This window comes from Microvirga yunnanensis, from assembly GCF_025460875.1.
In genome coordinates this window covers 57793-75131 of sequence record NZ_JAMXFI010000030.1, presented here as the reverse complement: position 1 = coordinate 75131, position 17339 = coordinate 57793, and the positions used below count along the sequence as shown (strand labels likewise).

At 61.6% G+C, this 17339-nt stretch carries 17 protein-coding genes and 1 pseudogene; 2 read left to right on the top strand and 16 right to left on the bottom strand.

Annotated features, from left to right (window positions below):
• Positions 1–80: 80 nt before the first annotated feature.
• From NF876_RS16665 to NF876_RS16615, 11 genes are all read right to left on the bottom strand, one after another.
• Positions 81–248, bottom strand: coding sequence for a Flp family type IVb pilin (locus NF876_RS16665; RefSeq protein WP_262269888.1), 168 nt, complete (start codon positions 246–248; stop codon positions 81–83).
• 164 nt (positions 249–412) lie between these two features.
• Positions 413–1681 (bottom strand): pilus assembly protein TadG-related protein, encoded by a 1269-nt coding sequence (locus NF876_RS16660; RefSeq protein WP_262269901.1) that lies wholly within the window; start codon positions 1679–1681, stop codon positions 413–415.
• A 20-nt stretch (positions 1682–1701) separates the two neighbouring features.
• Positions 1702–2673, bottom strand: coding sequence for a type II secretion system F family protein (locus NF876_RS16655; protein WP_262269900.1), 972 nt, complete (start codon positions 2671–2673; stop codon positions 1702–1704).
• Positions 2674–2682: 9 nt separating this feature from the next.
• Complete coding sequence (locus NF876_RS16650; protein ID WP_262269904.1) at positions 2683–3681, bottom strand: type II secretion system F family protein; 999 nt, start codon at positions 3679–3681, stop codon at positions 2683–2685.
• Positions 3682–3704: 23 nt separating this feature from the next.
• Positions 3705–5156, bottom strand: coding sequence for a TadA family conjugal transfer-associated ATPase (locus NF876_RS16645; protein ID WP_262269899.1), 1452 nt, complete (start codon positions 5154–5156; stop codon positions 3705–3707).
• Positions 5157–5355: 199 nt separating this feature from the next.
• Positions 5356–5880, bottom strand: a complete 525-nt coding sequence (locus NF876_RS16640; RefSeq protein ID WP_262269898.1) for a pilus assembly protein N-terminal domain-containing protein — start codon at positions 5878–5880, stop codon at positions 5356–5358.
• Positions 5881–5930: 50 nt separating this feature from the next.
• Positions 5931–6350: a TadE/TadG family type IV pilus assembly protein gene (locus NF876_RS16635; protein ID WP_262269897.1), complete on the bottom strand. Its 420-nt coding sequence runs from the start codon at positions 6348–6350 to the stop codon at positions 5931–5933.
• Positions 6351–6472: 122 nt separating this feature from the next.
• Positions 6473–6982 (bottom strand): TadE/TadG family type IV pilus assembly protein, encoded by a 510-nt coding sequence (locus tag NF876_RS16630; protein ID WP_262269896.1) that lies wholly within the window; start codon positions 6980–6982, stop codon positions 6473–6475.
• 36 nt (positions 6983–7018) lie between these two features.
• Complete coding sequence (locus NF876_RS16625) at positions 7019–8245, bottom strand: CpaE/TadZ family protein (RefSeq protein ID WP_262269895.1); 1227 nt, start codon at positions 8243–8245, stop codon at positions 7019–7021.
• Positions 8246–8282: 37 nt separating this feature from the next.
• The gene (cpaB, locus tag NF876_RS16620; RefSeq protein WP_262269894.1) at positions 8283–9053 is read right to left on the bottom strand and encodes a Flp pilus assembly protein CpaB; all 771 of its coding nucleotides are present in this window, start codon (positions 9051–9053) and stop codon (positions 8283–8285) included.
• Positions 9054–9068: 15 nt separating this feature from the next.
• On the bottom strand, positions 9069–9626 hold the full coding sequence (locus tag NF876_RS16615; protein ID WP_262269893.1) for an A24 family peptidase: 558 nt from the start codon (positions 9624–9626) through the stop codon (positions 9069–9071).
• Between the two features lie 126 nt (positions 9627–9752).
• Here NF876_RS16615 and NF876_RS16610 point away from each other — a divergent pair, with 126 nt between their 5' ends.
• Entirely contained in the window at positions 9753–10259 is a 507-nt protein-coding gene (locus NF876_RS16610; protein ID WP_262269892.1) for a response regulator, read from the top strand.
• On the opposite strand, the gene NF876_RS16605 is transcribed toward NF876_RS16610, so the two are convergent.
• The 4 genes from NF876_RS16605 to NF876_RS16590 all read right to left on the bottom strand — a co-directional run bounded on the left by NF876_RS16605 (position 10229) and on the right by NF876_RS16590 (position 14169).
• Positions 10229–10915 carry a LuxR C-terminal-related transcriptional regulator gene (locus tag NF876_RS16605; RefSeq protein WP_262269891.1) on the bottom strand — a complete coding sequence of 229 codons (687 nt, stop codon included), beginning with the start codon at positions 10913–10915 and terminating at the stop codon, positions 10229–10231. The genes NF876_RS16610 and NF876_RS16605 overlap by 31 nt on opposite strands.
• Before the next feature lie 36 nt (positions 10916–10951).
• Positions 10952–11350, bottom strand: a complete 399-nt coding sequence (locus NF876_RS16600) for a PilZ domain-containing protein (RefSeq protein ID WP_262269890.1) — start codon at positions 11348–11350, stop codon at positions 10952–10954.
• Positions 11351–11352: 2 nt separating this feature from the next.
• The gene (locus NF876_RS16595) at positions 11353–13596 is read right to left on the bottom strand and encodes an ATP-binding protein (protein WP_262269889.1); all 2244 of its coding nucleotides are present in this window, start codon (positions 13594–13596) and stop codon (positions 11353–11355) included.
• A 405-nt stretch (positions 13597–14001) separates the two neighbouring features.
• On the bottom strand, positions 14002–14169 hold the full coding sequence (locus NF876_RS16590; RefSeq protein WP_262269888.1) for a Flp family type IVb pilin: 168 nt from the start codon (positions 14167–14169) through the stop codon (positions 14002–14004).
• A 952-nt stretch (positions 14170–15121) separates the two neighbouring features.
• Between NF876_RS16590 and NF876_RS16585 the strand changes: the two genes are divergently transcribed.
• Positions 15122–16285 carry a calcium-binding protein gene (locus NF876_RS16585; RefSeq protein ID WP_262269887.1) on the top strand — a complete coding sequence of 388 codons (1164 nt, stop codon included), beginning with the start codon at positions 15122–15124 and terminating at the stop codon, positions 16283–16285.
• 225 nt (positions 16286–16510) lie between these two features.
• Here NF876_RS16585 and NF876_RS16580 read toward each other — a convergent pair.
• Positions 16511–17139, bottom strand: a pseudogene (locus NF876_RS16580) (IS6 family transposase).
• Positions 17140–17339 lie beyond the last annotated feature (200 nt).

Sequence of the window (17339 nt, the reverse complement as noted above, 5' to 3'; positions counted from 1 at the left end):
AAAAAGGCCGCTGTTGGCAGCGGCCTGGTCACTCAAGTCGGGCCAGCACAGCAATGGCCGGCCAGGAGCTTTCTCCGGGGTTAGCCAGGCAGCTTTTCGACAATCGTGTTGAAGGTGCCGGACAGGTTAGTGCCGACGTTGCCAGCGGCGGTGACAATCGCAACAGCGATGAGGCCGGCAATGAGGCCGTATTCGATCGCAGTGGCGCCGGACTGGTCTTTGCGGAAGCGGGCGAGAAGCTTGGTCATTTCTGTCATCCTCCAGAGGCCGAACCGTTCGTCCTCGTTGATGACGCCTATTTACGTGTGCCCGGCTCGGCCAGCCATTCGGGCTGATGGGTTAAGGCATTGCAGGCGACCAGAGCGGCCGCGCCTTAAGGCATCCGGCCATCGGTCGTTACGATCGGTGCCCGTCACTCGACGATCTTGATTGATCGGTCCGTCACGATCGCCCGCGCCCCCTTGGCTATGCAGTCCGATCGGACATCGGAGTTGCCGGTGAATGTCACGGTGCTGCCGATGATCTGCGTGCATCCCCCCGTGGAACCGCTGCGGCCGGAATATTCCACCCCCGACGCGGGGAAGTAGATTGCCCCGTCGAAGGTCGAGCCAGACGCGCCGTTGACCTGGTGCGTGATCCCACTGCTGCCGCGGGAGCCGAAGAACAGGAGACCCGAGTACGGTCCGGTGGTCGGGGCCGACAGGTTGACCGTAGCCCCGCCATTCAGCTTGAGCTCAGCACCCTTCGCGAAGTAGAACGTTACGCCGGCGCCGGTCAACACCGTCCCAGCGTTGACCGACAGGCTCCCGCTCTCGATGATGTAAAGGCCTGGCTTGAACGTGACCTTACCGCCGGTTACACTGAGACCGCTGCAAAAGCGCATGACCGGAAGCCCACTCGGATGAGATTGGTAGCTCGGCTCAAGAATAGCATCGGCATTGAAGTTGCTCTTGGAATTGCAAGCGCCGGTTGCCACCGGCTCCTCCAAATCGGCATAGGGATCGATGGTTTTCGGTGCCCCAATGCGCACGGAGTCGCACTTCTGGAGCGAGAGGCTGGAGGAGGTGATGGCCCCACCCACTGTATAGGCGCAGTCGGTCGTGAGGCTGCCACCTCCGGCCATGGTGAGTGCGTCCGGCGCGCTCGAGTTTGACGCAACATCGCAGCCATTAAGGGTCACGGTGGTCGAACCGGACACCTTCACGGCAGCGGGTGCTGCGGGTGACAGCGCCAGCACGCAGGCTTGCGAGGTCGCGTCGAGCCTGACAACTGCCCGTCCCTGCAGCCTGACGGGGGCGCTGAGAAAGAGGGACGAGAGCAGCGGGGGCTGCATCTCGGTCAGAATGACCTCGATGCCATTGGCATCACCGGCCAACGCGCCGCTTGTCGGTGGGGAGTTCACTGTGACCGTTCCTGCGGCCAGCAGGCCGGACTCCTGTGCAATGTGGGTGGCAGCCGCCGCCATGCCGCTTGTGGCATCGCCCGCGCGCTTGCGCACCGCCGCAGCATGAGCCGAGACGTCGGCGGCGTGCTGGAGCTTGCGCTGGGTAAGATACCAATAGCCCGCCTCGCTCCCAATCCCCATCGCGCCGATCAGGACCGGGAAGAGGATGGCCGCAATCACGGCGACAGCCCCGTTCGTGTCGGAGCGCAGCGCACAGAGACAGTTAGCAAACGACATTGCTGGACTTCCTTCAGAGGTCACGAGAGTTTCATGGCCTGGATCACGGCCGGGGTGATGATCACCGCGAACAGAACAGGCAGGAAGAACACGATCATCGGAACTGTGAGCTTCGGCGGCAACGCGGCCGCCTTTTTCTCGGCCTCGCTCATGCGCATATCGCGGTTTTCCTGGGCCAGGACACGCAGGGAGTGGCCAAGCGGTGTCCCGTACTTCTCCGATTGGATCAGGCTCGTGACCACGCCTCTAACGCCCTCCAGCCCGGTGCGCTCGCCCAGGTTCTCATAGGCCTTGCGTCGGTCCTGGAGATACGAGAGCTCCGCAGTCGTCAGGCTCAACTCCTCCGCGAGTTCGGCCGATTGCGTGCCGATTTCCTCCGAAACTTTCCGGAAAGCGCTCTCAATGCTCATGCCTGACTCGACACAGATCAGCAGCAGGTCGAGCGCATCGGGCCAAGCGCGACGGATCGCGTTCTGGCGCTTCGTGATCCTATTCTTCACGTAAAGCCCGGGTGCGTAGTAGCCCAAGCCGGCCACCGCGAGTACGATCCCGAGCTTCACGGCGAGCGAGCGATCGAACGGCATGATCACGAAGACGTAGAGTGCCGCAATGACAAGCAACGCCACGGGCGCAATCAGGCGAGCCGCGAGGAAGGTCACGACCGGGCCGCGGCCGCGATAGCCAGCCATCCGCAACTTGAGGCTGATGTCGCCGTCCTCGGCCTGCTTGGCCAAATTGAACCACTCGACGATGCCCTGGTAGAGCTTTCTCGGCTCGGTCCTAAGGGTAGCCCGCCCATTGCTCCGGTTCAGCCGGGCACGTTCGCGCAGGCGGATCTGCTCCCGCTCGCTGGCGACCCCTGCCATGCGGACGCCGAGTTGGTCCTTCGCAAGGTAGGGCCACGCGACAACCAGGATTGCGAGGAAGGCAGACACGGCCGCGGAGAGCGCGACGAGCAGATCAACGTTAGTGGTGAGCATGCCAGCAGACATCGGGTGGCCTCAGAAATCGAAGTTGATCATTTTTCGCATCACCAGGACGCCCGCACCCATCCACACGGCGCTGGCGGCGAGCACCATCTTGCCGGTCAAGGTCGTGACGAGGAGTGCGATATAGTCGGGCGCGGTCAGGTACATAAGGCCGGCGACCGCGACCGGCAGCGCGGCGATGATGCCGGCGGAGGACTTGGCCTCGGAACTCATGGCCTTGATCTTCGCACCCATCTTCACGCGATCGCGGAGCACCTTCGAGAGGTTGCCGAGCGCCTCGGACAGGCTGCCCCCGGTCCGGCTCTGGATCGCGATTACGATAGCGAAGAAGTTGGCCTCCGGCAGCGGCATGCGCCCCGCTAACCGCTGCACGGCCTCGTCGAGGGGCATGCCGAGGGTCTGGTCCTCGACAATCACCTTGAACTCGCTCCGCACGGGCTCCTGCGTTTCTGTGGCGATGATCTTCAGGCAGTCGGCAAGCGGCAGTCCCGATTTGACGCCGCGTACGATGATGTCGACCGCGTTTGGGAACTCGGCGGTGAATCTCCTGAAGCGACGGGTGCGCCGCATGCCGACATAAAGGTGCGGCAGCAACAACCCACCGGCGAGGCTGAAGCCGCCCGATGGCAGTGGGCCGAGGCCGAAGACGCTCGGGCCGAGCAGGAGAACCACGCCTCCCGTGGCCGCGCAGACGGTGTAATAGGTTCGCTTGCTCCAGCCCAGTCCAGCTTGGCGCATGCGGTCGAGCAGGGACGGCCCGGTGCTGCGCTTGGCCTTCTGCTTATCCTCCATCTCCTTCAGGGTCGCCTCGACTGCCCGTCGGCGCCGGGTCTCGTCGGTGGGCCCACCCGGCGCTTCCTCAACGGTCGCGATGGCCGCAATGGTGAGGAAACGCGCGTGCGCCACTGAGGGCTTAGCCACACGCGGGTAGAAGGCGGCCACGATCATCCCGATGGCGGAGAGGGCGGCCAACAGAGCGATGAGGTGCGGGACGAGTTCGGCGAACAGCATCATTCGATCTCCGTAAGGCGACTTCAGGCGGCGGCCGTTTCGGCGGCCTCGCCGGCGGCATCGAGGGCCGCGGCGAGGCGCTTCTCCTCGCCGAAGTAGCGGGCGCGGTCCCAAAACCGTGGGCGGCCGATGCCGGTAGAGTGGTGGCGGCCGATGACGTTACCCTGCGCGTCCTCACCGTGGATGTCATAGACGAACAGATCCTGGGTGATCGGGACGTCTCCCTCAAGGCCCAGCACTTCGGTGATGTGGGTGATGCGGCGCGAGCCATCGCGCAAGCGTGCGGCCTGGACAATCACGTCGACGGAGGACACGATCATCTCGCGGATGGTCTTCGACGGCAGTGAAAATCCCCCCATGGTAATCATGGACTCAATGCGCGAGAGCGCCTCGCGTGGCGAGTTGGCATGAAGCGTTCCCATCGAGCCGTCGTGACCCGTGTTCATCGCCTGCAGCAGATCGAAGGCCTCGGAGCCGCGGACCTCACCTACAATGATGCGCTCCGGGCGCATGCGCAGGCAGTTCTTGACGAGATCGCGCATGGTGATTTGGCCCTCACCCTCGAGATTGGGCGGTCGGGTTTCCAGGCGCACCACGTGCGGCTGCTGCAGTTGCAGTTCGGCAGCATCCTCGCAGGTGACGATGCGCTCGCCCGGTTCGATATAGCCGGTCAGGCAGTTCAGCAGCGTCGTCTTGCCCGAACCGGTGCCGCCGGAGACGATCACGTTGCAGCGGACTCGCCCGATGATCTCCAGGATTTGGGCGCCCTCTGGCGTGATCGAGCCGAACTTCACGAGCTGGTCGAGGGTGAGCTTGTCCTTCTTAAACTTTCGGATGGTGAGGGTTGGGCCGTCGATGGCGAGCGGCGGCGCGATTACGTTGACGCGGGAGCCGTCGGGCAGGCGCGCGTCGCAGATCGGGCTGGACTCATCCACGCGGCGTCCGACCTGGCTCACGATGCGCTGGCAGATGTTGAGCAACTGGATGTTATCCCGGAAGCGAATATCCGTCTTCTGCACCTTGCCACCGACCTCGATGTAGACTGTGTCGGCGCCGTTCACCATGATATCGGCGATGTCGTCGCGCGCCAGGAGCGGTTCAAGCGGCCCATAACCGAGTATGTCGTTGCAGATATCACGGAGGAGCTCCTCCTGCTCGGTGATCGACATCACGATCTTCTTGGCTGCAATGATCTCATTAACGATCACGCCGATCTCGGCGCGAGCCTGCACGGGATCCATGAGTCCCAATTGGGCGACGTCGATCACCTCAATAAGGGCAGCGAAAACCTGGCTCTTGAGCGCATAGTACTCTTCGGTCCTGACACTGGCCTGTGGGCGCGCAGGGATTACGGGAGCGGGTTGCGCCACCACCGGTGCCAGGATTATGGATTGGCCGGCTTGCGGAGCCGGGGCGAGGAAGGGAGCGGTGGGCTTCTGCGCTGTCTCGTGGATGAAGCTTCTTTTGCCGAACATAATCGGGCCTTTCCTCGTCACTCCGTGACCCGATCCCGGGCCGTTACCGGTTCCCATTGGGGACGAATGACATGTGGCCGTCCGGCACGTTCGACACCATTCGGGTCGATGCATTAACCCGCTGCGCTGCTGCGGATTAAGCCCCCCGACGGAAAGGCTGCCGAAACCTTTTTGAAGCCTGAAGCGTTGCAGGAATTCCTTACCGCCGGACAGACCCGGTCGTGGTCGCGTCCGGAGTTGCAATTACGCCAGTTCCGACTGCGACCGTCGGCCGGCACGCGCCGATACAGTTATACGTCTCCTTCTGGTTCCCCCGGTGAACCGTCACGATGTGACTGCCTTGGACGACGTTGATCATCAGGTTTGTGACCTCGTCCCCGTCGCCGTCGAGGACGATCATGTTAGTCGTGCCGAGGGTCTTCCCGGTCAGCACGAGCGTGCGCTCGTCGTTGATGGTGGCGTCGAGCACCGCGGGATTGCCGATCACGATCGTCCGGGCCGGCTCGTTCAGCTTCAGGATCTTGGCGAGATCCAATACTACCTCGACCATTTCCATCTGCCTCGCGACCACCCGAGCCTCGGCCACCCTCCGCACCTGGGTTGCCGCGACATTTGGAATAGAGCGCAGCCGTTTGGATTGTTCGTCGGCGAACGCTGGGTCGGGAGCGACAGCCAGCCTAGCCAAAGCTACGGCGACGACGGCCGACCTTAGAATCGTTCGCATCCATATTCCTCGCCTGCAGACCCACAACCTATGAACGGAGTCTTTTGAGCTTAAGTTCCCAGCTTGGACCATCCGAGGGGAACTCGCCGTGTAATACTAAGGTTCATGGGGCTGTCGGTGAGACCTGGCACTAGTAGCGTGAGAGGATAGCTGACCTTGATCGAGCGGTACTTGGCGCCATCAAGGGTTTCCAAGGTGGTTGCGAGTTGCAGGAGAGATTTTTCGCCGGAGAACTCTGCCTGCATTTGGCTCCTGAGAGTGCTCTCTGAGACGTCGGGATTGAGGAGGATCTGGCGGGATCCCAGATCCGCCAGGTAGGAGATCTCGTTGCGCACAAGCAACCCACGGCCGAACTCGATCACGCCAAGCGAGACGAGGATCAGCAGGGATCCGACGAGCGCGAACTCGATGGCCGCGACCCCGCTTTGGCACCGGTGGAATCTGAAAAATAACTGATGAATCCGTGTCATCTGACCCGCTCCCGATCCGCGTACACTCCATATATTGCCATGGGGATTGCGGCTCCATTCGGGCGGATGGATTAGGCCGGTGCGCCTGCCGTCTTTCGGGCGGCAAAAGCTGCGGTGAAGGCTCATCGGACCTGCACTTGAAGAGTCAGGTCGAAGTCGATCCGCGGGAGGAGCATACCGTTATAGGCCTTCCTCGCCTCCATCCGATAATAGGCAAGCGTCGAGGCCGCTCCGGGGCAGGTGGTGGAGCAGGCGACAGGGGCTGAGAGGTTCTCCGCGCACGCACAAAAGCGCACCGCTGACACTGTGACGGCATTTTCCTCCGCGATTTCCGTTGTTTCTCCCGGCGCGGCAAAGTTGCGCGCGGCGATCTGCTCGAGCGCCTTCTGGACCTTGTCCGGTCCTTGGTCAGCCATTGCGCTTTGGGCAGCGCCGCGCAACACGTGATCGAGAGTCATCCGCTCTGTCACAGCAAGACCGATATCAGCGGTGATGACAAGGCCAGTGAACAGGACTGGAGCGATCAGGGCAAATTCGACGGCGGAGACACCACGCCGATCACGCCAAAGAGCGAGCAGGCGGATCCTCATGCCCTTATTCTTGGGTAACCAATGGTATCGCTTGCCGATCATTATTTGCTCCACCTCATCCAGTTTGTTCAGGTCATCCTAGGGATTCTGTTTAAGCTTTCTGAGCAGGCTCCCGAGGGCGAGCGCCTCCTTGCGGCGCTTGGGTTCCTTGCGGCCAGTGACAGCCTGGGCGATTCCAACAAAAGTTTCTGCGACCGCCGACTTTGGCGAAACCTGGGCGATCATCTGCCCGTTGTTGGCGGCTTTACCGAAGAGGCTCGGCTCGAATGGGATAATCGCCTCAAACTCAAGCTGCAGGGCGTCGGCAAAGTCGCGCGGTTTGATCTCAGGGCGCTTCGGCACACCCACTTGGTTGAGGACGAGTTTCGGCGGAGAGTCGTTGAGCCTGGCTTGTCGGAGAAAGCCGACGAGGTTCTTGGCATTCCGAAGGTTGGCGAGGTCCGGAACCGCCGTGATAACCACCTGATCTGCCAGAATGAGCGACCGTTGGACCCAGGACGTCCAGAGATGGGGCACGTCCAGCACCAGAACGGACACGCTCGAGCGTGCGACATCGATCAGCGCCTCGAAGGGCTCCACACCCAGGTCATAGGTCTGCTCGAGCCGTGCGGGCGCGGCCAGCAGGCTCAAGTGATCGTCATACCGGGTCAGCAGGCGGTCGAGCAGCATTCGATCGAGGCGATTGACGTCCTGGACAACTTCGGCGAGGCCCTGCGCCGGATCGAGGTTGAGGTTGAGGCCACCCGTCCCGAAAGGCAGGTCCATGTCGGCCAAGACTACCTCCGCGCCGAAACGCTGCCCGATTGTCCAGCCAATGTTGTGGGCCATGCTCGAGGATCCGACCCCGCCGCTGGCTCCAACGAAGGCATGGACTTGGCCGAGCGTGCCCGCGCCCCCGTCCGAATAGATCCCGGTGATCGCGGCGATCAGCGCGCGCGGCTCGACCGGCGCGACGACATACTCGCTCACCCCGCGTTTGATAAGCTCGCGGTAGAGCGCGATGTCATTGGAATGACCGACCACCAGAACCTTCGTCCCGGCGTCGCACACCTCGGCGAGTTGGTCGAGCCACGGTGGAAGCGCATCAGCATCCTCCCCGCTCTCGACGATGATCAGGGGCGGCGTCGGTCGGGCCTGAAAGGCCTGCACGGCGGTCGCGATCCCGCCGGCGGTCACACTCACCTGCGCCTTTGCCATGAGTCGGTCCCGGGCAGCCATCTCGAGCGACTGCACGACACCCGGGCTGTCGCAGAAGGCCTCGATGGCGATACGGGGGACCGGCACGGGGTCTGCATGCTGCTCCATCTAGCTTTCCTCCACGACGCTCCTCATCCCGACCGGGTCAACGGATGGTCACGGTCTCGCTGTGCCCGGCGCGGAGAATGCGCACGGATGTGACGCTCTGCGGTTCAACAACCGAGGCCTCGTTTCTGTCCTCGACGGAGCGCAGCGCGAGCGAGAGGGCTCCCGAGGCCTGGGCACCGGTGATAGTCTCCGTTTGCACCTGGTCCAGCTCGAGCGTGGCGGTCTTCCCGACCACGGCGGCCTTGTCAGGCGCTTGGGCGGCGTCATCGACCTTCTGGTCGATCGCCAGCACGCGCACGTTGCGGAGGATCGTGCGGCTCACCGTGTCCTGCCCCTCACGGGAGGCAGTATGGACGACATCGACTCGATCATTGGGCAGGATGAGGCCGCCGGCCGAGCTCTCCGCCGAGATGCGAATCGCAACAGCCCGCATGCCAGCGGTCAGGCCCGCCGCCAGCATCGAGGTTTCCTCTTTAGCCAGTTTCTCGTTGCGGATCGGGTCGCCTGCGACGAAGCGGTCACGCACCACCAAGCCGCCCAAAGTCTCAACCGCGTCCGGTCGTGTTGCACGGGTGATGAAGCCAGAGTTCAGCGCCGCCTCCGGCCAGGGCTGCCAGCGCAGGCTCTCTGGTCCGAGCTTCTGGCCCTGGGCGAGGTCAAGGGATGCGACAAGGACGTCGGTGGTCGGTGCCGGCAAGGTCTCTACGACTGCGGCGACTGGCTGGGTTTCGGGCTGCATTGCCAGGGCGAGCCATGCCGCCACGCCGCCGGCGCCCAGCGCTCCGATGAGGATAAGAATTCGCAGCATCAGTTCAGGTCTCCCTTAAGATCCGAAGACCGCCAACCAGGCGGTATGAGGAAAGACGGACAGCGCGGCCAAGGCCATAGCGGCACCGTACGGCACGCCAGTTCGTGGGTGGTGAAGCCGGGTGATCCAAGCCGTGTCGCGCCAGCGGGGCGGCAGGTTGAGCCGGCGGAAGCCCAGCAGGGCCGCCGTTAGGGCACTGCCGAACAGCGCCGTGTAGAGGATGTAGTCGGACGTGTGCTCGGTGCCGAGCCAGAGCGCAGTCACCGCAGCGAGCTTGGCATCGCCGCCGCCGATCCAGCCCATTGTGAAAAACAGGAAGGCTCCGGCGAGGATGATGAGTGCCACGGCGACACTACAGCCGATCTCCGCGAGGCCGAGCCCTCCCGCCGGGGCGAGCACCGCATAGGCAAGCAGTAGGGCGAGGACGAGGCCGTTGTGGATCTTCATGGTCAGGAGATCCATCACGCCCGCCCTGATCATGGCAGCTGTGAAACAGAGGCTGGCGGCAAGCGCCGCGAGAATAGATACTGTCATGCAGGTCAGCTCAATCGAAACCATCTGGATGCGTGTCATCTGCGCCCTCCGGAATCGCTGCGCCATTCGACCAGATGCATTAACCCATCGCCTGTCGGGCTCCGAGAAGCGTATGGCAAAGGGTTACCCCTCCTGCCCGAATGGATTTGACCTGCACGCTGGACGATGTTGACCTCCATCAATGCCGCCTACGCGGCGCACCAGAAAGCGATCGCAATGCCTGACGCCATCCCCAACGCCTCGCCGATCCAGATCCTCTTCGCTGAGGATTCAGAGCACCTGCGGGAGTACATGAGCCAACAACTGCGGGCCTGCGGCTATGCCGTCATCGGCGTCCCGTCGGGCGATGACGCGCTCACGGTCCTGCTCGGAGGTGCCGCCTCTGATCTGCTTCTCACCGATATCAACATGCCAGGTAGCCTCAACGGATGGGCCCTTGCCCGACAGTGTCGCGATCTGCGTCCGGGGCTTCTGGTGATCTATGCGAGCAGCGAACGGGCGGTGCGGGAGGAGCAGGTGCCGAACAGTTGCTTCCTGCCGAAGCCGTATCAGTTTCCAGCCCTCCTGGCGTTGGTCCAACAGGTCGTGACCGACCAGTGGAGCACCCGCCCGTCTGCTGCCGCGGAAGTGGCAGAGGTCCGTCAGGTCCCGGTCGCTCCCTCCTCCGGTTGAAGATGACGGCCCCCGATCGCTGCGGCCGCGGCGCGGCTGTTCACCCCCAAATTCTTGAACAGGGCCGCCATGTGAACCTTCACGGTGCCGTCGCTGAGATTGAGCATCCGCGCGATCTCCTTATTCGACTTGCCCCGGACTAGGAGTTCGAGCACCTGCCGTTGCCGCGGCGTGAGGAGGCTGATATCGCCGTCCTTGCGCTCCGCGCGGTCCTGCAACACGAATCGAGCCGCAGGATCGGATGGGATCTCGGACGTTGATGGCGGAATGTAGATGTTGCCCTCAAGGATCGTCCCCAGTGCGCATGCCATCTTGGTCATTGACAGCCCCTTAGCAATGTAGCCGTGGGCGCCAGCATCGAGCGCCATCAGAACATCCTCGCGGCTTGTCGATGCCGAGATCATGACAACGCGGGTTTCGGGAAAGAACTCGCGGACAGTTCGCAGGCTGCCTGGGCTGTCCATCCCGGGCATCTGGAGATCGAACAGCGCCAAGGCCACGTCGTTGCGGGCCGCCAGCAACTCGAGCGCTTCGTCGAACGAACTCGTCTCAATAACCTCCGGAAAGCCGAGGTGCTTAGCGAGAATGGTCCTCAGTCCCGCCCGGAAGAACTCGTCGTCGTCGGCCGTTAGGGCGATACGGGGAGCAGCGTTCATGATCATCCCTTCACTGTTCATCGTTCATTGAGCCAGTCACTTAGGAACGATCGCAATCGTCAGGTTGATGGCCGCGACGGGAACATCCATCTCTCGGGCGATCCGGCGCCGGGCCTCATCCAGGATTGTCTCGATTCGCGTTTCCACGGCCTGCTGTGCCGGCGGCTCCGCCGGATTTAGAGACGCAATATCAAACCGGACGCCGTGTTCCCTGCCGCTCGACCATATCACGCGTGACCACAGGGAAAGGCTCTTGCTCGGAATCTCCAACTCGAACTCCCGCGGAACGTCGATTGGATGTGCAAAAGCGATCCGGGCCCCAGTGCCGGAGAGATCCCGCACGATGCACTCAATCAGTGAGAAGCGGTTGTTGAACACGACTCTTCCTTTCAGAAGGGTGCGCATGCGTGGGCTCGAACGACGCTGCTCTGCCATAGCTAGACCACCCCGGCGGCGCTGGCTTCGATGCGGGCGAGGCCTTTGTTCGCCCGTTCGTCTGCCATCTGAGCCGCAGCCTGCGCCTGCCGGAACTGCAGCGGCACATCTTGGCCGCTCCTACAGGCCTCCTCGAGTTCGCTGCACAGCCGGGAGAGGTCCGGGAAACCGAGCATCGCCGCGTGTGAGACGAGTTGGTGCGCGCGCCGGGCGAGCGCCTGCGGATCCGCCAAGACGTCAGTCTCGCTCCCGAAGGTTTCAGTGATCTCCTTCTTGAGTTTCCACAGGCCGCTTGCGACCCAATCGCGTCCCATGAACTCGCATAACTCGTCGAGCAGGGCATTTACGTCTGGATCCTCGTCAGACAGCGCAGCTTCAGCTGGGGCCGCCGGAGCCTGTCCGGGCTGCTGGTCCGCGCCCGCCCTTTGGAGCCAGACGTTCACCTTCCGGAGCAGCTCCGCCCGCTTAAACGGTTTGCCGACATGGTCGTTCATGCCCGCCTCGCCGAACTCCTTTACCTGCTGCGGCAAGACGTTGGCCGTCATGGCGATGATCGGGATCGCATTGCATGGGTGTGACAATTCCCGGATTTTCTGCGTGGCCGTGATCCCGTCCATAACGGGCATCTGAATGTCCATTAATACGAGGTTATAGAGGGTCGCCTGCACGGCCTGCACAGCCTCGGCACCGTTCTCAGCGGCATCGACGTCATGGCCAGCGGCAACCAGGATCGCGCGGGCGAGATCCCGGTTGTGTTCAAGATCCTCAACCAAGAGAATCCGTCCGGTGACTCCGGTTTGCGGGATCGACGCCGCGTGCTGGCGGGCGATAGCACCATCGTCCGCGCGCGAGAGCGGAACCCAGAACCAGAAGGTTGATCCTTTCCCTTCCTCACTTTCTACCCCGATCTCGCCGCCCATGAGCTGAACTAGCTTCTTCGAGATTGCCAATCCCAAGCCTGTCCCGCCGAACTCGCGGGTGCTCGATTGGTTTACCTGATAGAAGCGCTGGAAAAGGTTCTGGTGCAGGTCGCGTCGGATGCCATCGCCTGTATCGCTGACCGCGAACCGTATCGTGTCGCAACTCTCGGAGGATCGACAGCGGACCTCAAGCCTGACACTGCCGATCCGGGTGAACTTGACCGCGTTGTTGAGCAGGTTAAGCAGAACCTGCCGCAGCCGCGCCTCGTCGCCAATGAGGACCTTGGATAGTTGCGGATCCGTGTCGACCTCCAGGATGAGCCCCTTCCGCTCTGCAAATTCAGCCACGATCGAGATGGTGTTGTCGAGCAGTGCCTTCAGCGAGAATGGACGCGGCTGTAGCGTAATCTGGTTCGCTTCGATCTTGGAGAAGTCGAGGATGTCGTTGACGACGGTCAGGAGCGAGGCACCGGCGAACTGAATCCGCTCGACTATACGGCGTTGCTCTGATCTGAGGTCCTGGTCCATCAGCAGATCGGTGTAGCCGATGATGCCATTGAGCGGGGTCCGAATCTCATGGCTCATCGAAGCCAGGAAATCGGTCTTGGCCCGGCTGGCGGCCTCCGCCCGCCCCCGTGCCTGCCCGAGCTCCGCCTCTGAGCGGGACCGGTGGACAATATACCAGCATGCCGCCGCCGCCGCGGCGAGTACCACCAGTGTGATGGCCCCGGCCAATCCAAGGCCTATCCTCTCGAACCGGGCGACCTGCTGCCGGAAGGCTGCGGAGTAGTGTGCCACATCGCGGGTCTCGGCCTCGACCAACCTCTCGACGACGGTCCGGATCTGATCCATCTGCTGTTGACTGCGCTTGTCGCGGACAATCTCCACGGCGGTGGCCAGTCCGGATTGCCGGGATGCATCAATGGTTCGGGCAAGGACGGAGAGCTCGGTACGGCCGAGTTCTTCAAGGCGTACGGCGTCCGGATGCCGGGGCGTGCCTTCGGTCAGGTCGCGTAGGTCATCGAAAAGTGCTGGGAGCCGTCGGGCCGCGGTCTCGTAGGGGCCGAGGAACTCGGGGTCACCGGTTAGGGCGAACCCTCGCTCACCCGCGATGGCATCCTGAAGCGTGGAGAAGATATTGCGGAGATTCGCCCGCGTTTCGACAGACTGGTCCAGCCGCTCTCGGAACTCGGTCATGCGCTCGGCTTCGGAGAGGATCTGAATGAATTGGGCGGCGAGAACCCCGAGCATCAGTAGAGCGACGAGCACCACCAGTACGAGGGCCTTGGAGGTTCGGGCCGGAGCGAGTGGTGACAGTTCAGTCATGCGCGTTTGCCGCTCATGTTATCCGAGCGGCGCGACGACGGTGAGCCGCCACTTGCGCCAAGCTTGGTTTGCGACGCCTTCGCTTGGCCAAGTGTCCGTGACTCTGACTGCGGCCTTCGCCCCCTCTGGTTTGGAGGGCGTGCCGTGGCAGCTCGAAGTGTGAAAACGACGACGCATAAGGGCTCCTCCCCAAATTGGGCTCGACAGTCAGTATCTACTCCTTTGTGGCTACCTCTTGCGGCTTAACTGTTGTTCGCTTGGAAAGTTCCTATTCAATAGGATTAACGACGGAGACTGGGATTAATATTCCCGTTGCCACCTCATGAAAAAGGCCGCTGTTGGCAGCGGCCTGGTCACTCAAGTCGGGCCAGCACAGCAATGGCCGGCCAGGAGCTTTCTCCGGGGTTAGCCAGGCAGCTTTTCGACAATCGTGTTGAAGGTGCCGGACAGGTTAGTGCCGACGTTGCCAGCGGCGGTGACAATCGCAACAGCGATGAGGCCGGCAATGAGGCCGTATTCGATCGCAGTGGCGCCGGACTGGTCTTTGCGGAAGCGGGCGAGAAGCTTGGTCATTTCTGTCATCCTCCAGAGGCCGAACCGTTCGTCCTCGTTGATGACGCCTATTTACGTGTGCCCGGCTCGGCCAGCCATTCGGGCTGATGGGTTAAGGCATTGCAGGCGACCAGAGCGGCCGCGCCTTAAGGCATCCGGCCATCGGTCGTTACGATCGGTGCCCGTCACTCGACGATCTTGATTGATCGGTCCGTCACGATCGCCCGCGCCCCCTTGGCTATGCAGTCCGATCGGACATCGGAGTTGCCGGTGAATGTCACGGTGCTGCCGATGATCTGCGTGCATCCCCCCGTGGAACCGCTGCGGCCGGAATATTCCACCCCCGACGCGGGGAAGTAGATTGCCCCGTCGAAGGTCGAGCCAGACGCGCCGTTGACCTGGTGCGTGATCCCACTGCTGCCGCGGGAGCCGAAGAGCGGAGGACAGTGGCTCAGCGGCGATCAGTTAGCCAATTTGTTGATAGTCTGGAACAGGTACTTCCATTTCCTGCCGCCCGCACATAAGTCCCGCCGACGTGCCATGAGCCCGAGCGAGGTCCCTGGTACGGGTGAACCCGCTTCTCAATCTACGGGGCGTAGCGCTGAACCCAGCGGGAGATCGTGGAGCGCACGCACAGGAGGATGATCTCAGCCGGAAAGCGACGGCGCTTGAACAGAGACAACAGGGCGGCTCCTTAGGTGGCCGCCTACCTCTAAACCGCCAAGGTTAATGCAACGGTGGTCCTGTGAGTTTGCTTGGATAGTTTCAGTAATCTGTCTCAGGTTACCTCAGGCTAAGCTAAAGACTTGACTGTGGGGGATAACGCAAAGTTTCTTACGGTTAAGATATAGGCAAATACCTACAGCAAGTGCGACAATAGTCCGCTTGACGATTATTATTCCTTGAAATAGCTGAGGGACCGCACCGCGATGGGCTAATCCGGCGGTGCTGATTTGAGGTGGGGCAGCACAACATGGCGTATTTCAGTGTCTCGAACAGTTTCGGGCAAGGCTTCAACATGTCCGCGACCGGGGACTCCGGCTTCAGCTTCGTCCAATCTGACCCAAGTATCACAGAAGAACTGATATACGATCAGAGCGGTCAAGCTATTTGGAATGTGTACGGAAGTCCTTGGATTGACTCATACGGGGTCAATTATTGGTCAGACAGTACGAACTACATCATATACGACGCTTTGTTTTTCAAAAATGGCGAAGCCGTTGTAACGATGGGTGGCGTAAATCTCCACACCACCGCGTCCGATCTTCAGAGCGGATCGTGGCTTGTGCGCCTGAACGCCCAAAGCGACGAGTTCCACGGCAATGATTATAATGACGTTATTCGTGGAGGCTTTGGTGACGATCTGACCATGGGCTACGGAGGCAATGACATTCTCTTCGGAGATGAAGGGAATGATACCCTCGGCGGCGGAGCAGGAAATGACGTAATTAACGGCGGTGATGGGTACGACACTGCGAGTTTCGGTGGCTTCAGCACCAACTACACCTTTTCGCTAAACTATGATGGCTCCGTCACAGTCACGGACCTGACGGGTGGATGGGGCACTGACATCATATCGGGTGTTGAGGCGTTCTACTTCGACAATGGGACGTTCAGCCTTTCTAGCTTGCTGCCAGCTAACCCTCCCCCGCCTCCAACGCCCGAAGAGGTCTATTCTGGCAACGATACCTTGTACGGAACCTCGGGCAGCAACACCCTCAAGGGCTATGACGGCAACGACAAGCTCTATGGACAGGGTGGTAACGACTACCTGTTCGGAGGCAACGGGAACGATGCCCTTTACGGCGGGACCGGCAAGGATGCGTTTGTGTTCAACACCAAGGCAAACAAATACACGAACAAGGATGCGATCAAGGACTTCAAGGTCGTCGATGACACTGTCCGCCTGGACAATGCCGTGTTCACAAAGGTCGGTGCGAACGGCACCCTCAAGTCATCTGCCTTCTGGACCAACACCACCGGCAAGGCACACGACAAGGATGACCGGATCATCTACGACAAGGACAGCGGCGTTCTGTACTATGATGCTGACGGCTCTGGAAAAGGTGCAGCGGTAGCCTTTTCAACGATCTCAAAGAACCTTGCGATGACTAACAAGGACTTCTACGTCATATAGGCGCCGGAACCGGACCTTAAACCTTAGCCGTTCTATGCAAGGGCCACCGGGCATGTTGCGTAGCAGCCCGATGCAGTGCGCTCAGGCACCGCATGCCCCAGCCGAGGAGCAGTCGCCTCCCCGGCTGGGGCGTTTCGTTTTGGGGAGCGGCCCATGAGCATTTTTCACGGCGTTGTCGCAAATTCTGGGTACCGACAGAACGATGCAAGAGTGGCTTGTAACCGCTTATCCGGCGAGCCGCTCGAACTGCTCAGCGAGGGACGGTTGAGACTTGCAGGCATACTTTGCCCGTCCTTTGCGCATCATGTGAACCATCTCGATGCCGCTCAACACGACGCGAGCGCTGTCGATTGACTTGAATCCAAGCATCGGGCGTACACGGCGTTTGATGGCCCGATGGTCCTGCTTGATGTGATTATTCAGGTATCGACTCTGCCGGATCCGAATTGACTCGAGCTGCCGTCGATGACAATCCGCTCGGACCGACCATGTCGCTTAAGGGCCTTGCGGAAGAACGGCTTGGCGGCCGTGAGGTTGCGGCGCTCGCTGAACCAGAACCCAACCTTATCGCTGATGCTGTCGACCGCGCGATAGAGATACATCCAACGCCCGCGGACTTTGATGTACGTCTCGTCCATGTGCCACCTCCCGGCGACGGCTCTCTTGCGCCGATTGAACAGCTCGAGCAGTTCGGGCGAGTAGCGCACAGTCCATCTGTGAATGGTCGCGTGCTCGACCGAGATGCCACGCTCGGCCATCATCTCTTCCAAGTTCCGGAGGCTCAGGCCGTAAGCGAGATACCACCGAACACACCGCAGGATAACCGAGCGGTCGGAATGGCGGCCTTTGAACATTATAGACCTCCGGAGTTGGTCGGAGACATCGACCGAACTGAGTTATGGGTTCGCGACAGTTCCGGCTCTGAGCGGGTCCGCCAGTTGATTAAACCGGCTACATCGACAAGCGCGGACGCGACCACGTCCCGCTAGTGTCCGCTGTTCGCGGCTACAGCCACTTGCTCAAAGACGAGGCGCGGCGAGCTCCTCGGAGCGCG

Coding starts and splice junctions, on each gene's coding strand:
- NF876_RS16665 (WP_262269888.1), bottom strand. CDS start 248: ATGACCAAGCTTCTCGCCCGCTTCCGCAAAGACCAGTCCGGCGCCACT.
- NF876_RS16660 (WP_262269901.1), bottom strand. CDS start 1,681: ATGTCGTTTGCTAACTGTCTCTGTGCGCTGCGCTCCGACACGAACGGG.
- NF876_RS16655 (WP_262269900.1), bottom strand. CDS start 2,673: ATGTCTGCTGGCATGCTCACCACTAACGTTGATCTGCTCGTCGCGCTC.
- NF876_RS16650 (WP_262269904.1), bottom strand. CDS start 3,681: ATGCTGTTCGCCGAACTCGTCCCGCACCTCATCGCTCTGTTGGCCGCC.
- NF876_RS16645 (WP_262269899.1), bottom strand. CDS start 5,156: ATGTTCGGCAAAAGAAGCTTCATCCACGAGACAGCGCAGAAGCCCACC.
- NF876_RS16640 (WP_262269898.1), bottom strand. CDS start 5,880: ATGCGAACGATTCTAAGGTCGGCCGTCGTCGCCGTAGCTTTGGCTAGG.
- NF876_RS16635 (WP_262269897.1), bottom strand. CDS start 6,350: ATGACACGGATTCATCAGTTATTTTTCAGATTCCACCGGTGCCAAAGC.
- NF876_RS16630 (WP_262269896.1), bottom strand. CDS start 6,982: ATGATCGGCAAGCGATACCATTGGTTACCCAAGAATAAGGGCATGAGG.
- NF876_RS16625 (WP_262269895.1), bottom strand. CDS start 8,245: ATGGAGCAGCATGCAGACCCCGTGCCGGTCCCCCGTATCGCCATCGAG.
- cpaB (WP_262269894.1), bottom strand. CDS start 9,053: ATGCTGCGAATTCTTATCCTCATCGGAGCGCTGGGCGCCGGCGGCGTG.
- NF876_RS16615 (WP_262269893.1), bottom strand. CDS start 9,626: ATGACACGCATCCAGATGGTTTCGATTGAGCTGACCTGCATGACAGTA.
- NF876_RS16610 (WP_262269892.1), top strand. CDS start 9,753: ATGTTGACCTCCATCAATGCCGCCTACGCGGCGCACCAGAAAGCGATC.
- NF876_RS16605 (WP_262269891.1), bottom strand. CDS start 10,915: ATGAACGCTGCTCCCCGTATCGCCCTAACGGCCGACGACGACGAGTTC.
- NF876_RS16600 (WP_262269890.1), bottom strand. CDS start 11,350: ATGGCAGAGCAGCGTCGTTCGAGCCCACGCATGCGCACCCTTCTGAAA.
- NF876_RS16595 (WP_262269889.1), bottom strand. CDS start 13,596: ATGACTGAACTGTCACCACTCGCTCCGGCCCGAACCTCCAAGGCCCTC.
- NF876_RS16590 (WP_262269888.1), bottom strand. CDS start 14,169: ATGACCAAGCTTCTCGCCCGCTTCCGCAAAGACCAGTCCGGCGCCACT.
- NF876_RS16585 (WP_262269887.1), top strand. CDS start 15,122: ATGGCGTATTTCAGTGTCTCGAACAGTTTCGGGCAAGGCTTCAACATG.